Source organism: Arthrobacter sp. CJL-S3, from assembly GCF_056711635.1.
The window spans coordinates 547,253-559,723 of record NZ_CM160046.1; the positions used below are offsets into that span (position 1 = coordinate 547,253).

At 67.5% G+C, this 12,471-nt stretch carries 13 protein-coding genes and 1 pseudogene; 6 read left to right on the top strand and 8 right to left on the bottom strand.

All coding sequences use genetic code 11. From position 1 onward, the window contains the following. Positions 1-176: 176 nt before the first annotated feature. Positions 177-482, top strand: a pseudogene (locus tag AC06G6_RS02610) (M23 family metallopeptidase); the annotation flags it as partial. 194 nt (positions 483-676) lie between these two features. On the opposite strand, the gene AC06G6_RS02615 reads toward AC06G6_RS02610, so the two are convergent. Further along, complete coding sequence (locus AC06G6_RS02615) at positions 677-1,312, bottom strand: hypothetical protein (RefSeq protein WP_479828839.1); 636 nt, start codon at positions 1,310-1,312, stop codon at positions 677-679. A 139-nt stretch (positions 1,313-1,451) separates the two neighbouring features. Between AC06G6_RS02615 and AC06G6_RS02620 the strand changes: the two genes are divergently transcribed. The 3 genes from AC06G6_RS02620 (at position 1,452) to AC06G6_RS02630 (ending at position 4,520) form a co-directional block, all read left to right on the top strand. Next, the gene (locus AC06G6_RS02620) at positions 1,452-1,937 is read left to right on the top strand and encodes a glutathione peroxidase (RefSeq protein ID WP_479826076.1); all 486 of its coding nucleotides are present in this window, start codon (positions 1,452-1,454) and stop codon (positions 1,935-1,937) included. 224 nt (positions 1,938-2,161) lie between these two features. Then, positions 2,162-3,373: a formaldehyde dehydrogenase, glutathione-independent gene (gene fdhA, locus AC06G6_RS02625; RefSeq protein WP_479826078.1), complete on the top strand. Its 1,212-nt coding sequence runs from the start codon at positions 2,162-2,164 to the stop codon at positions 3,371-3,373. 205 nt (positions 3,374-3,578) lie between these two features. Continuing rightward, complete coding sequence (locus tag AC06G6_RS02630; RefSeq protein ID WP_479826080.1) at positions 3,579-4,520, top strand: phosphodiesterase; 942 nt, start codon at positions 3,579-3,581, stop codon at positions 4,518-4,520. A 3-nt stretch (positions 4,521-4,523) separates the two neighbouring features. Here the strand turns inward: AC06G6_RS02630 and AC06G6_RS02635 are convergent, their stop codons facing one another. Together AC06G6_RS02635 and AC06G6_RS02640 are read right to left on the bottom strand one after the other, a co-directional pair. After that, the gene (locus AC06G6_RS02635; protein WP_479826082.1) at positions 4,524-6,158 is read right to left on the bottom strand and encodes a stealth family protein; all 1,635 of its coding nucleotides are present in this window, start codon (positions 6,156-6,158) and stop codon (positions 4,524-4,526) included. A 122-nt stretch (positions 6,159-6,280) separates the two neighbouring features. Continuing rightward, positions 6,281-7,195 (bottom strand): hypothetical protein, encoded by a 915-nt coding sequence (locus AC06G6_RS02640; RefSeq protein WP_479826084.1) that lies wholly within the window; start codon positions 7,193-7,195, stop codon positions 6,281-6,283. 179 nt (positions 7,196-7,374) lie between these two features. Here AC06G6_RS02640 and AC06G6_RS02645 point away from each other — a divergent pair, with 179 nt between their 5' ends. Both AC06G6_RS02645 and AC06G6_RS02650 read left to right on the top strand, forming a co-directional pair. Further along, complete coding sequence (locus AC06G6_RS02645; RefSeq protein ID WP_282378093.1) at positions 7,375-7,674, top strand: type II toxin-antitoxin system VapB family antitoxin; 300 nt, start codon at positions 7,375-7,377, stop codon at positions 7,672-7,674. Then, positions 7,667-8,341, top strand: a complete 675-nt coding sequence (locus AC06G6_RS02650; RefSeq protein ID WP_479826087.1) for a LytR C-terminal domain-containing protein — start codon at positions 7,667-7,669, stop codon at positions 8,339-8,341. Before AC06G6_RS02645 ends, AC06G6_RS02650 begins: the two co-directional genes overlap by 8 nt. Positions 8,342-8,364: 23 nt before the next feature. Here the strand turns inward: AC06G6_RS02650 and AC06G6_RS02655 are convergent, their stop codons facing one another. From AC06G6_RS02655 to AC06G6_RS02675, 5 genes are all read right to left on the bottom strand, one after another. Next, positions 8,365-9,003, bottom strand: coding sequence for a TetR/AcrR family transcriptional regulator (locus AC06G6_RS02655; RefSeq protein WP_479826089.1), 639 nt, complete (start codon positions 9,001-9,003; stop codon positions 8,365-8,367). A gap of 73 nt (positions 9,004-9,076) precedes the next feature. After that, positions 9,077-9,796: a DsbA family oxidoreductase gene (locus AC06G6_RS02660; protein WP_479826091.1), complete on the bottom strand. Its 720-nt coding sequence runs from the start codon at positions 9,794-9,796 to the stop codon at positions 9,077-9,079. 55 nt (positions 9,797-9,851) lie between these two features. Then, on the bottom strand, positions 9,852-10,394 hold the full coding sequence (locus AC06G6_RS02665) for an N-acetyltransferase family protein (RefSeq protein ID WP_479826093.1): 543 nt from the start codon (positions 10,392-10,394) through the stop codon (positions 9,852-9,854). Beyond that, positions 10,391-11,548 (bottom strand): Gfo/Idh/MocA family protein, encoded by a 1,158-nt coding sequence (locus AC06G6_RS02670; RefSeq protein ID WP_479826095.1) that lies wholly within the window; start codon positions 11,546-11,548, stop codon positions 10,391-10,393. Before AC06G6_RS02670 ends, AC06G6_RS02665 begins: the two co-directional genes overlap by 4 nt. Then, a complete protein-coding gene (locus tag AC06G6_RS02675; RefSeq protein WP_479826097.1) occupies positions 11,545-12,285 on the bottom strand; it encodes a sugar phosphate isomerase/epimerase family protein in 741 nt (246 codons plus the stop codon). Before AC06G6_RS02675 ends, AC06G6_RS02670 begins: the two co-directional genes overlap by 4 nt. Between the last annotated feature and the right edge of the window lie 186 nt (positions 12,286-12,471).

The following is a 12,471-nucleotide window of genomic DNA, read 5'->3' on the forward strand; positions in this document are numbered from 1 at the left end:
CCGGGGCCCGCACCTCTCCGGCCGCTGACGCCCCGACGTCGGCGGCCTTCACTGCGGATGCCTTGGCGCTCGTGGCCTATACCCGGTCAACGGTGGAGACGACTTCCAAGGATGGCGTCCCCGGGGAACTCAATGTGGCGTCCGCCGGACTGAAACGGCCCGCCGAAGGCTTTCTCATGGCCCCACTCGAATCCCTGCGGGAGTCCTCGTCGTTCGGGCTGCGCACCAGCCCCATCACGGGGTCATCCGGGGAATTTCACTGGGGCCAGGACTTTGCCGCGGCGTGCGGCACCCGAGTCTACTCGGCCGACTCCGGCGTGGTGCGGGCTGTCGGCTGGCACCCGTGGGGCGGCGGAAACCGCGTGGAAATCGACCACGGCAACGGGCTCATCACTACGTATAACCATCTTGAGGGGATTGCCGTCAAGAAGGGCGACTCGGTGCGGGTCGGCGAGGTCATTGCCCGGGTGGGAACGACCGGATCCTCCACCGGATGCCACCTGCATTTTGAGACCATCCTGAACGGCTCGCACAAGAACCCGCACGACTGGATCCTTCTTCCGATTGTGCAGACGGACCCGTTGAGCGCCCTCGAGATGGCCAGCTACGCGCCCGACGCCGGCAAGCCCTCCAATACTTCCCTTGGCTGGGCGATCCCGGTGTCCGAAGACGGGACTCACGTAGTTGCTGGCGGCGCCGAGGAAGTGCCCGCCGCGGCGCTGCCGGGAGTGCCGTACTCCTCGTCCCCCGCCCCCGAGCCCACTCCGTCCATCTGGGACGCGCTGTCGCCGACGAAGACGCGGTCGGACACGCCAACACCCGAACCCAGCCAGCCGCCAGGCGGAACCACGACGACGGCGGGCACAGTGACGCCGAGTGACACCCCGCCTCCCTCGGAGCCGGGCACCGCCCCGCCGGCTCCCTCGGAGCCGAGCACCGAGCCCCCGCCACCGACAGAAACGCCGACGCCGACGCCGACGCCGGAGCCCACCTCGGAGCCGGCTCCGCCGCCGCCCCCGCCACCGACAGAAACGCCGACGCCGACGCCGGAGCCCACCTCGGAGCCGGCACCGCCGCCTCCGCCCCCGGCGCCCATCGAGGAGCCCGCACCGCCCCCGCCGCCGCCGCCCACGTCGGAACCGGCACCGCCGCCGCCTCCGCCTCCGGCGCCGGTGCCCACCTCGGAGCCGGCACCTCCACCTCCGCCTCCGCCGGTCGTGGAGCCCGCACCGCCGCCGCCCCCGCCCCCGGCGCCCATCGAAGAGCCGGCGCCGCCCGCGCCCACCGTGACCGCTGAACCGTCGGCGACCACGGACCTGTCACTGACCCCAGGCCCGTAGACGGCACAAACCCATACCTCCGCGCGTTGGTATCGAATGACTGTCGTGACCAAATTCCGGAACACCGCTCCGGACACGAACTTCATGACCGACTTCGCGAGGAACCTTCCCATGACCGCTCTGCACAGCATTCCGCTCACCCTCATCGACGGCACGGACACCGATTTTGGCCGCTTCAAGGGGGAGGTGGTGCTGGTAGTGAACGTTGCTTCACAGTGCGGTTTCACGCCGCAATATGCCGGCCTGGAGGCGCTGCACAACAAGTTCGCCGGGCAGGGCTTCCAGGTCCTCGGTGTGCCCTGCAACCAGTTCGCGGGCCAGGAACCCGCCGCCGACGCCGAGATCGCCGACTTCTGCGAGCGGAATTTCGGTGTGACCTTCCCGCTCACCACCAAGGCCGACGTCCGCGGCAAGAACCAGCATCCGCTCTACGCAGAGCTCACCAAATTCAAGAACAGCTTTCTGCCGGGACTGGTGAAATGGAACTTTGAGAAGTTCCTGGTGAACCGGGACGGCGAGGTGGTGGCCCGTTTCGCCCCCACCGTGGAGCCGGACTCGCCGGAAATTATTGAAGCGGTCCAGTCAGCCGTTAGCTGAGAGCCGGCTCCCAGAGCACAAGGGGACAACGGCCCCTATCCCTAAGTATGCTTACGGCCCTAGACTGGCCGGACCGTCCAAACCAACCGGGCACACGCACGGCGCAGACACGCGTGTGTGAGCTGGCTGTACCGCTGCCACGGGCCCGGGGACGGTGCATCAGCACGCTTCGTGAATCACAACTGGACACTCATATCGGGGTCCGTGAAACCAGGAGGAAAGCGATGACAGGGAACAAAGCCGTTGCCTACAAGGGGCCGGGCAAGGTCGAACTGATCGACATTGACTACCCCAGCTTCGAGCTCAAAGACGGCCCGGGGGTCAACCCCGCCAACGTGGGCCGTTCGGTGCGCCACGGCGTAATCCTCAAAACCGTTGCCACCAACATTTGCGGCTCCGACCAGCACATGGTTCGAGGCCGCACCACAGCCCCGGCGGACCTGGTGCTGGGCCACGAAATCACTGGCGAAGTCGTGGAAGTCGGACCGGACGTGGAATTCATCAAGGTGGGGGACATCTGCTCGGTCCCCTTCAACATCGCCTGCGGCCGCTGCCGCAACTGCAAGGAGCGGAAGACGGGCATCTGCCTCAACGTCAACCCCGCTCGCCCGGGTGCCGCCTACGGCTACGTTGACATGGGAGGCTGGGTCGGCGGCCAGGCCAACTATGTTCTGGTGCCGTACGCAGACTGGAACCTGCTGAAGTTCCCGGACAGGGACCAGGCCCTCGAGAAGATGATGGACCTGGCGATGCTGTCAGATATCTTCCCGACGGGCTTCCATGGCGCCGTCAGCGCCGGTGTGGGCGTGGGCTCCACGGTCTACATCGCGGGCGCCGGTCCGGTCGGACTGGCCGCGGCCACCAGCGCGCATCTGCTCGGTGCCGCCGTCGTGATTGTCGGAGACCTGAACGCCGACCGCCTGGCCCGGGCTCGCAGCTTCGGCTGCGAGACCATTGATCTGACCGAGGGCGGGCCCGCGGAACAGATTGAACAGATCCTCGGGGTGCCCGAAGTCGACTGCGGTGTCGACGCCGTCGGTTTCGAAGCCCGGGGCCACGGCCACGACGCCAAGGAAGCTCCGGCAACGGTGCTCAACTCGCTGATGGATATCACGGCCGCCGGCGGTGCGCTGGGTATTCCGGGACTCTACGTCACCGGGGACCCGGGCGGTATCGACGAGGCCGCCAAGAAGGGCGCTCTCTCGCTCAGTCTCGGCACCGGCTGGGCCAAGTCGCTGAGCTTCACCACCGGCCAGTGTCCGGTGATGAAGTACAACCGTCAGCTGATGATGGCGATCCTGCACGACAAGGTCCACATCGCCAAGAACGTCAACGCGAAGGCAATCTCGCTGGAGGACGCACCGAAGGGCTACGCGGAGTTCGACGCCGGCGCTGCCACCAAGTACGTGCTGAATCCGAACGGATACCTGAGCTAACCGCACGGAATCCGGGTAGTGATATTCCGGCGGGCACGGCCGGCCCTGACCAGGGCAGGTATGTGTCCGCCGGATTACTCGGTTATTGCCTCTTTTCGAACATGCCTACTGGAGTTTGCACATTGTTGGCCGAATGTCTGGTTGGATAGATATTACTGAGAGGGACGCTGGAGGCAACCGCTTCCACCCAACCAGGAAGGTAGCAATGGAGCTCATCGAGGCCGAGCACCCCCGGCCACGTCATTTCTTACTCCATCTGAGTGACCCCCACCTGCTGGGAGGTTCGGCACCATTGCACGGTGTGGTTGACAGCGACGCCCTGCTCCAGCAGCTCTTTGACGAAGTCCGGGCCTCCGGCGCCCGCCCCGAAGCCGTGATTTTCACCGGCGACCTCGCCGACCGGGGAGAACCCGAGGCCTACGCCAAATTGCGGGCCATCGTGGAGCCTGCCTGCAAGGCCATGGGCGCGAAAGTCATCTGGGCGATGGGCAACCACGACAACCGGGCCCACTTCCGCACCGGCCTGCTGGACCTGCCGGCCGACGACGCCCCCGTGGACCACACGTACTACATCAACGGGCTGCGGATCATCACCCTCGACACGTCCGTCCCCGGTTTCCACCACGGAGAGCTGAGCCCGGACCAGCTGGAGTGGCTGGCGGCCGAACTCGCCACTCCCGCCCCGGACGGAACCATCCTGGCCCTGCACCATCCGCCGGTTCCCTCGGTCCTGGACCTCGCCGTCCTGGTGGAGCTTCGGAACCAGACGGCTCTGGCCGGGGTTCTGCGGAACTCCGACGTCCGTTCGATTCTGGGCGGCCACCTGCACTATTCGACGACGGCAACCTTCGCGGGGATCCCGGTCTCCGTGGCGTCGGCCACCTGCTACACGCAGGACCTTAACGTTTCGGTCGGCGGAACCCGCGGACGCGACGGCGGCCAGGCCTTCAACTTGGTCCACGTCTACGAGCACACGATCGTGCACTCCGTGGTCCTGCTCGGCGACACCCCGGCAGTCGGCGAACTCGTCTCGGCCGCGGAAGCCCAGCGGCGGATCGCCGCGGCAGGGATCCGCATCCCGGCCAAGGCGAAGCTCGAAGACCCGGCCCGGACGCCCGGCCACCGCAGGCTGACCGCCAGCAACTAACCCCTACTTCTCCCAGGGAGCCTTGATGGGGTAGTACTTCTCCAGGAAGTCCGTCACGAGTTCGGCCCGTTCCTCGGCCGGGACCTCCGGGAAGCTGCCGTCGTTGAGGCAGAAGAAGTCCATGTTCCGCTTGGCGAGCAGCTTGGGCAGGTAGTTGAGTCCGGCCCGTGCGGTGGTGTCCACGTAGCGCACCTTGGCAGCCGTCTGGGTGACGGCGCGGCCGGTGAGCAGCGCGTAGTAGTGGTAGAACGAATTGGTCACCGAGATGTTGTCCGCCGCGCGGAACGTGCTGGCCGCCGTCTTGGCGAATTCCGCCGGAAACTCCTGCTCCATCTGGGCGACGACGCTGCGCCGCAGCGGCGCGGCCGTGTGCTCCAGGTGCCGGGTGGTGATCCGGCCGAACCGGTCCCAGAGCAGCTTTCGGTTCACCCGGGCCGCGTTCTCGAACCCGCTGCGCTCCGTGTCGTTGTCCCCGAGCCCGATCCGGGTTTCCGCCTCGATGAACTTCGTGATGCCGCCCGGGGTGAAGAACATGTCAGGTCCGACGGCGCGGCCGAAGAACATGTCGTCATTTGAGTACAGGAAGTGCTCGGACAGGCCTTCGATGTGGTGCAGCTGGCACTCCACCGCCTGCGAGTTGTGGGTCGGCAGCACGGAGGGGTCCGCGAAGAACTCCTCGCTGCGGACGATCGTGACACTCGGGTGGTCCGCCAGCCAGGAGGGCGCGGGGGAGTCCGTGGCGATGAAGATGCGGCGGATCCAGGGCGCGAACATGTAAACCGAGCGCAGCGCGTACTTGAGTTCGTCGATCTGGCGGAAGCGGGCCTCGTGGTCGTCGCCTTCGCCGACGACGACGCCGGCCATCCGTGCGCGGCGCGCCGCAATGTACTCCGGGGAGCTGCCGTCCACCCAGGAAAACACGAGGTCGATGTCGAAGCTGATATCGCTAGCGTGGTCCGCGAACATGTTCTCGATGGTCGGCCAGGTGTGGCCGTACCGCTCCACCGTGCCGCGGACGGCGTCCTGGGCCAGCATCGTCCGGCGGGTCAGCGAGTTCTCGATCGGGAGGATCAGCTCGTCGCCTTCGAAACTCCACAGTTCCAGCTGCACGCCGGCCGAGGCCCCGAACTCGAAGCCGCCTTCCGGTTCGACCCGGGGACGGTACAGCCGGAAGATCCGCGACTGCCGGTTGGGGGAGAGCTCGCCGTCGGCGACCAGCACCGAGGACTTCTTCTTGGCGTCGACGCTCATCGAGTAGAAGGGCTCATCGTGGCAGGCCTCCACGAGCGCGTCGCGGAGTTCCTTGCGGTCCTTCGAGTCCACGGCGATGACGGGCCGGTCGTTGTTGCCGCGGACCAGAAGGTAGTCCAGCCCGGCGCCGTCCAGCACCGAGCGGATGAACATCAGGTCCTCGACCATGGCCTGGTACGGCGTGCGGTTCTCGTTGATCAGTCCGTACCGGCCCCGGCGGCGCACAACGTCCTGGCGCGCCCGGAATCTCGCGACGGCAGCCGCGGAGGTGACCTCGTCGTGGGCGTCTACCGATGCCTGGCTGCCGTAGTAGATCTCGTCCTGGACCAATGCGTCTGTAATTTCGATTCTCCGTGATTGTTTGCGTGAATGTGTCCCTACTTGCATAATAACGTCCGCCCCAAAATCGACCCGAATTTCCGCGGCTGGAACGCCGCCAGTATGGGCCGCAAGAGGCCCCTGTCCGCCCCCCGGAACCCTCGGCCCGGGGGTTGCTGCAGTCCGCCGGTTCAGCCCAGCAGTGCCTGGCGCCAGCTGCGCAGGAAAGCCGCCCCGGCGTCGTCGTGGATGACGTCCTCGCCAAGCCCGAGATCCGCCGCGGTGAGTACCTCGTACGGTTTCACCGGGATGCCGTCGGCGGGCCGGACGTCGACGTGTTTCACCGGGTGGTCGTTGTGGTGCAGCCAGTCGGCCATGGCGTAGTCGGTGCGGGAATCGCCCACCGTACGCCAGGCCTGCGGGGTGACACCCTGCGCCGCCAGCAGCTCCACGGCCCGGCTCGCGCCGAGGTCCTTGCCGAGCCGGACCGACTCGATGTCCGTGGAGATGATGGTCGGATCCACCCGGTAGTCGATCCGGTCATCGGAATCCGGGGCGTGGTGGTCCAGCCGCACCACACCGAGGCCGTGCCGGCCCATCAGCTCCATGGCATCGGCATCGAACAGCTGCTGCTCGGCGCGGTAGTCGGAGTTCTCGACGGCGATGTGCTGCTCCACGGAGACCATGGCCAGCTTGGTCTCGTCGAAGAACATGTGGCCGGCGTAGTCCTCGGCCACCAGACGCCGGACGTCGTCGCCAAAGCTCCGCGGGATGGCCAGATCATGATCGACGTGGACCGGGCCGGGTCCCGCGGCGGTGTAGCTGAACCAGACGGCGCCCTTCTCGCACACGGCGTGGATGAGGGTGCCGGCCGGCATTCCGGCGGTGATCATCGGTTCCATCACCTGTTCGCGGATGAAGGCCGCCGATCGGCCGGTGTTGAAGACGACCGGGATCCCCGCCGCGGCCAGCGCCAGCAGGTCCGCGATGATCACCGGCTGCACCGCACGGGTGACGGGGCTCGCCACGGGACCGTCGACGTCGAGCAACAGTGCCAGCGGGGGAGCCGACGGCGAGAGGGAAGCTGAGGTCTCGGGAATTGTCATGGCCCCATTCTCCCAGCAGCCGGGCATCTTTGCATGTCTTGTGGACCGTACCGCCGTCACGGTGTTGACTGTGACAGCACGAGCCGCGCGGTATGACAAATGGTTACTGTTTGGCTACAACCTCCCGGCACCGGGAGTCGTGGATTCCTTTGGCCGTCCAAGTTCCTTAGTCTTGCAGGGTGATATTCAAAGCCGTGGGCGAGGGACGCCCGTACCCCGACCATGGTTACAGCACGCCCAAGGACTGGGCAACGCTGCCGCCGCGGCCGGTCCGGCTGGATGAGCTGGTGACCACCAAGCGCACGCTCGATCTCGAGGCGCTGCTGGCCGAGGACTCGACGTTCTTCGGCGATCTGTTCCCGCACGTGGTGGAATACCGCGGCGTCCTGTACCTGGAGGACGGCCTGCACCGCGCCGTTCGGACCGCGCTGCATCAGCGCACAGCGATCCACGCGCGTGTGCTGGTGATAAATGGCTAGAAAGCCGAAGGACGTCACCGTCCTGCACGGACACCAGGTCATAACCGGCTCGGATCTGCGGGCCACCTTCGTGGAGGACGAGGAGCTGAACGACAACCCCGTCAGGATGCGACGACGCATCCTGCACGGGGTCGTCCTGGTGCTGCTCGTCGGGCTGGTGGCCGCCGCCATCATCGTTGCGCTGGCGATCATGAACGGCCAGATCAAGATCCCGACGGCGGAGCGCAGCCAGGCCGCCGCGTCCGTCTGCCCGGAAGCGCGCTTCGACTACACGCCCCCGGAGACGATCAACCTCAATGTCTTCAACTCGACCTCCCGCCCGGGCCTGGCCCGCTCCGTGGCCGACGAGTTCGCGGCCCGCAAGTTCATCGTCGGTGCCGTTTCCAACACGACCTCGAGCTACCGCGGGATAGCGCTGGTCGTTTCCGGCGCCGCGGGCCAGTCCGCGGCGTTCACCGTGCAGCGGAACCTGCCGGGCTCGGACTACTTCCAGGACGGCCGGACGGACCCGAGCGTGGACGTCATCCTCACCGGAGACTTCCAGCAACTGGCGAACCCGGACCTCGTCGACCAGACGCCGGGCCAGCTCAGCTGCCCGCGCGAGGACCGGCGGATCGCCGACGAATCCGGGTCGCCCGTGACGCCCACGCCGCCGCCGGCGGGGTAGCGCGGGGAGCCGGGCCCGGACGTTTAGGTCGCTACGCGGAGAGGCCGACCGTCGTCGTCGAACCGGGCCCCGGCGCCGAGCTGGACGAACCGCACAGTCCGGGCAACCCGGGCCTCCGCCTCGGCGTCTTGGCCGGCGCCGTCACCCCGGGCGGCGCTGGAGGACAGCGTGCCGTGGATGAGCTGCGCGAGCTGGGTGATGTCGGACTCGGGCAGGTAGCCCTGGGCGATGCCGTCCCGGAGGATGCCCTGCAGGAGCACGCTGAGTTCCCCGACGTGGTCCGCCAGCTTCGCGAACGACGCCGGGGAGAGCACGGCCCCCATCGCGGGGCCGGGCGGCAGGTGCCGCCGGCTGAGGTCCTCGACCTGGGCGCGGACGTACAGGGCCAGGCGGTCCACCGGGTTCTCCAGCGCCGCGAGGGATTCGCGCAGGTCGACCAGGAACCGCTCGGTCTCATCCAGCGCATAGGCGATCAGGAGCTCTTCGATGTCCGCGTAGTAGTTGTACACGGCGGTGCGGCCGATCCGGGCGTGGCGTGCGACGTCGGTCATGGTCAGCCCCGGTAGCCCGTGCGTGAAGAGGAGCTCGCCGAAAGCAGTCAGGATGCGGTGCTGGGTCTCGGCTCGTTGGGCGGCGTTGCTCGCGGCCGAAATCCTGGGCATACGGACACTTTAGCGCGATCTGTCAGTAAACCGGCGCTTATTGCCGGCAGCGACCCGGCGCCGGAATCCGGTCCTAGGTGTCGCAGCCCTCCGGGCCGCAGGCGTCCGCGGTTCCGCGGGCGTCCGCGCCGCCGGCGGCGCCGACCATTTCCAGCGGGCGGCTGTCCTGCCACGCCTGCTCCAAGGCTGCGGTGAAGGTCTCGGCGGGCTGGGCGCCGGAGAGCCCGAACTTCCGGTCGATCACGAAGAACGGAACGCCGGTGACGCCCAGGGCGCGGCCCTCCTCGAAGTCCAGCCGGACGTCGTCGGCGTACTTGTCGGTGGTGAACAGTTCCTCCACCTCGGCGGCGCCGATCCCCAGATCCAGCCCCAGCGAGGTCAGGTAGTCACGGCTGCCGATGTCCAGGCCCCGCTCGAAGTGGTCGCTGAGCAGGCGTTCCTTGGCGGCGTCCTGCTGCCCGTGCGCGGCGGCGAGGTGGATCAGCCGGTGCGCCGTGAAGCTGTTGGCGACCACGACGTCGTCGAAACGGTAGTTGAGGCCCTCGCCCCGGGCCTGCTCCGCCACGTGCGCGAACATTCCGGCGACCTGGGCCGGCGCCAGGCCCTTGCGGGTGCTCAGGTAGTCCAGTTCGGTGCCGTCATAGTGGTCCGGCAGCGACGGGTCCAGCTGGTAGCTGCGCCACGTCACCTCCACAGCCTCGCGGTGCGGGAAGGCCGCCAGGGCGGTTTCAAAGCGGCGTTTGCCGATGTAGCACCAGGGGCACGCGACGTCGGACCAGATCTCAATCTTCATGCTCGCCACAACCCCGGCGCGGCCGGCTCCATTCCCCGGCGGACTGTCGGCTTGGTCACGGGACCCGTGCGAGCGGGAGTTCCATGACGAAGTCGTGCTCCACGGTGCTGCCGAGCCGGAAGGATTTGGTGCCGACCCTTCGGAAGCCGGACTTCTCGTAGAACCGGATGGCGCGGGCGTTCTGGCTGTTCACGCCGAGCCAGAGCCCGCGGCCGCCGTCCCCCGCGGCCGCGCCGATGCTGGCGTGCATCAGTTCGGCTGCGGCGCCGAGCCCGTGGTGGTCGGGATGGACGTAGCACTTGCTGAGTTCGGTGCACGGCAGTTCGCTCAGGACCGCGGCCACGTCCGGGTCGCTGGCGGGACGGGCCACCAGCAGGCTGTAGCCGCGCAGGTCACCGTCGGCGTCGATCACCAGGACGGTCACATCAGTGTCGGACAGATAGGCGCGGAAGTGGGCCTCGCTGAGCGTGTTGGCCAGGTGCGCCGCGATGTCCTCCGGCCGGGACTCGGGCGGACACGCGAGCGGGAAGGTGACGGCCGCTAGCGCGGCCAGCCTCCCGGCGTCGTCCGCTGTTGCCTGTCTGATCACGTGTGTCATCCCAGAACCGTCCGGTCCCTAAGGGTGGAGGCCGTGGGGTCCCAGTCCTCGGGGAGGGCAGGAACCTGGGCGACGGAGCTTTCGACCTCCACGAAGGCGCGGGTATCGATCGACTCGGAAATGGAGGCCATGGTGTCGAGGATGTGGAACGCCAACTCACCCGGGGCCCGGTGCGGCCGGCCCGCGCGGATGGCGCGGGCCATTTCGAGCACCCCGGCGCCGCGGCTGGCGGTGGAGCCGACCGACGGGACGGTGGTCCAGCCGTCCGCGCCGAGCGCGCAGATCCGGATGTCGCCGTCGAAATTATTGGGATCCGGCAGAGCGATGGTGGCATCGGAACCTGTGATCTCCACGAATCCGGCACGCTGGAACGGGGAATCGAAGCTGAAGATGCTCTGTCCGGACTCGCCGCCTGCGAACTCCAGGATGGAGCTGACATGAGTCGGGACGGTGACGGCGAAGGCCTGGCCGGCCTTGGGCCCGGAGCCGATAACGCGAGTTTCACGGGACTTGGAGCCGAACGCCGCGACCCGGCGGACGCTGCCGAAGGTCTGGACGAGGGCCGTGAGGTAGTACGGTCCAATGTCGAACAGGGGTCCGGCGCCGTCCTGGAACAGGAAGGCCGGATTGGGGTGCCAGGATTCCGGACCGGGAGACTGCATCAGGGTCAGTGCGGTCAACGGTGTGCCGATGTCACCGCGTTCAATCATCCGGCGTGCCGTCTGGAGCCCCGCACCGAGGAAGGTGTCGGGGGCACAGCCGAGGCGGACCCCGGCGGAACCGGCGGCCTTGAGCAGCCCGCGGCCGCTTTCCCGGTCCAGCGAGAAAGGCTTCTCGCTCCACACGTGTTTGCCGGCGTTGATAGCCTGGGTGGCCACCTCGACATGCGCGGCCGGGATGGTCAGGTTGATGACGATCTCGACATCGGGGTTGCCGAGGACAGCATCGACTCCGCCGTGGGTGTCAATCCCGTACTCGGCAGCGCGGGCGGCGGCGGCGGCCTCGAAGAGATCCCCGACCGCCACGACCCTGACATCCGGGAAGCTCGTGAGGTTATCCAGATACTCCTTGCTGATGACGCCAGCGCCGATGATGCCGACGCCGACCGGCCCCGATCCGGAGGGGACGAAGGCGGCTCCCGCTGCGTGGTTCACGCGGAGGCCTTTCCGGCGGTGAGGTAGTTGTAGCTGTCCGCCACGGCCTCGAACATGTCGCCCTGGAAGTCGTCGAGTTCGACCACCGCGGCCTCGACGGAGCGTGCCGCGTCAAGGACATCCCAGATGGGCATTTTGCCGTCCCCCACGGCCAACTGGCCGGAGGGGTCCGCCGTGACGGGGCCGTCTTTGATGTGGATGAACCGCACCCGGTCACCCAGCCGGCTGAGGAGTTCAGCAGGGTTCTGGCCGCCGACGGCGGCCCAGTAGGTGTCCACTTCAAGGACAACGCCCGGGTCCAAATAATCGGCGAGGTGTTCCAGGGCGGTCTTCCCGTCGATCACGGACTCAATTTCCCACCAGTGGTTGTGGTACCCGACGCGGACGCCGTAGCCGGCTCCCTTGGCTGCCGCCGCGTTGAGCTGGGCCGCGGTTTCCCTGATGTCTTCGAGCGTGTTCCAGCGCTCGGCCGGGACGTGCGGATCGATCACCGTGCCGATGCCGAGCTGCCGGGCGGCGGCGAAAATGGCATCTTGGTCTTCGCTGAGCAGAGGGGCGTGGCCGGACGGGGCCGTGAGGTTGTGCTCGGCCATGGCCTGCTTCAGTTCGGCCGCCTTGGCGACGAAACGGTAAGGCTCAACCATGGTGAAGCCAATTTCGGCCAGGCGCCGGATGGTTCCGGCGAGGTCACCTTCAAGGGCCTTCCGGACCGTGTAGAGCTGGATCGAGTAAGACACTGTCTCCCCCTCTCATTGGGGTGGATCGGGGGCGGGCCGGCAAAGCGGCCGTGATGGTCTACACCCCAAGCTAGGACGACTTCTGCTGAGCGTCAACGCGTCGCGCATCGACGCCCTGATGCACGCCGGACTGGTTGGACCGGCGGGCGAGCCCAGCTCCAGCGCGGTGCCAACGGCACGGCCGGC

Bases quoted from the DNA above. Each gene is read 5' to 3' on its own strand.
- AC06G6_RS02635 (WP_479826082.1), bottom strand. From the start codon at position 6,158: ATGCAAGTAGGGACACATTCACGCAAACAATCACGGAGAATCGAAATT.
- AC06G6_RS02665 (WP_479826093.1), bottom strand. From the start codon at position 10,394: ATGACACACGTGATCAGACAGGCAACAGCGGACGACGCCGGGAGGCTG.
- AC06G6_RS02650 (WP_479826087.1), top strand. From the start codon at position 7,667: ATGGCTAGAAAGCCGAAGGACGTCACCGTCCTGCACGGACACCAGGTC.
- AC06G6_RS02655 (WP_479826089.1), bottom strand. From the start codon at position 9,003: ATGCCCAGGATTTCGGCCGCGAGCAACGCCGCCCAACGAGCCGAGACC.
- AC06G6_RS02660 (WP_479826091.1), bottom strand. From the start codon at position 9,796: ATGAAGATTGAGATCTGGTCCGACGTCGCGTGCCCCTGGTGCTACATC.
- fdhA (WP_479826078.1), top strand. From the start codon at position 2,162: ATGACAGGGAACAAAGCCGTTGCCTACAAGGGGCCGGGCAAGGTCGAA.
- AC06G6_RS02640 (WP_479826084.1), bottom strand. From the start codon at position 7,195: ATGACAATTCCCGAGACCTCAGCTTCCCTCTCGCCGTCGGCTCCCCCG.
- AC06G6_RS02630 (WP_479826080.1), top strand. From the start codon at position 3,579: ATGGAGCTCATCGAGGCCGAGCACCCCCGGCCACGTCATTTCTTACTC.
- AC06G6_RS02620 (WP_479826076.1), top strand. From the start codon at position 1,452: ATGACCGCTCTGCACAGCATTCCGCTCACCCTCATCGACGGCACGGAC.